The sequence below is a fragment of the Streptomyces sp. BE303 genome (assembly GCF_036290945.1).
Lineage (GTDB): Bacteria > Actinomycetota > Actinomycetes > Streptomycetales > Streptomycetaceae > Kitasatospora.
In genome coordinates, this window is the sequence record NZ_JAQYWZ010000568.1 from 1 (window position 1) to 322 (window position 322).

Genomic DNA, 322 nt, shown 5'->3' on the forward strand with positions numbered 1-322 from the left:
GCGCACGCCGACCTGCTCGCCGCGGCGCGACTGCGGGTCGTCCCCGGCCCGTTCGATCGCCTCCCTCGACGTCTCCAGCAGCAACCGCTGCTGCGGGTCCATCGCCAGCGCCTCGCGCCGCGAGATCCCCAACAGCCCCTCGTCGAACACAACGGCGGCGGACACGAAGCCGCCCTCACGGGAGTAGGTGGTGCGGGGGTGCTCGGGGTCGGGGTGTTTGTGGGATTCCGGGTCCCCGCCGGGGGCGGTGGGTAACCCGCCCTTGGGGTGGGTCCGGGTGGCCTGCTGGTCCCTGTGGTCCTGGGGGGTTTCGGCCCCGCCC

1 protein-coding gene is annotated in these 322 nt (G+C 74.2%); it reads right to left on the minus strand.

Translation table 11 applies throughout. The annotated features are described in order from the left end of the window. Nucleotides 1-322: beta-ketoacyl synthase N-terminal-like domain-containing protein (locus tag PUR56_RS12745; RefSeq protein ID WP_329948977.1), on the minus strand; the 322-nt coding region annotated here is incomplete at both ends.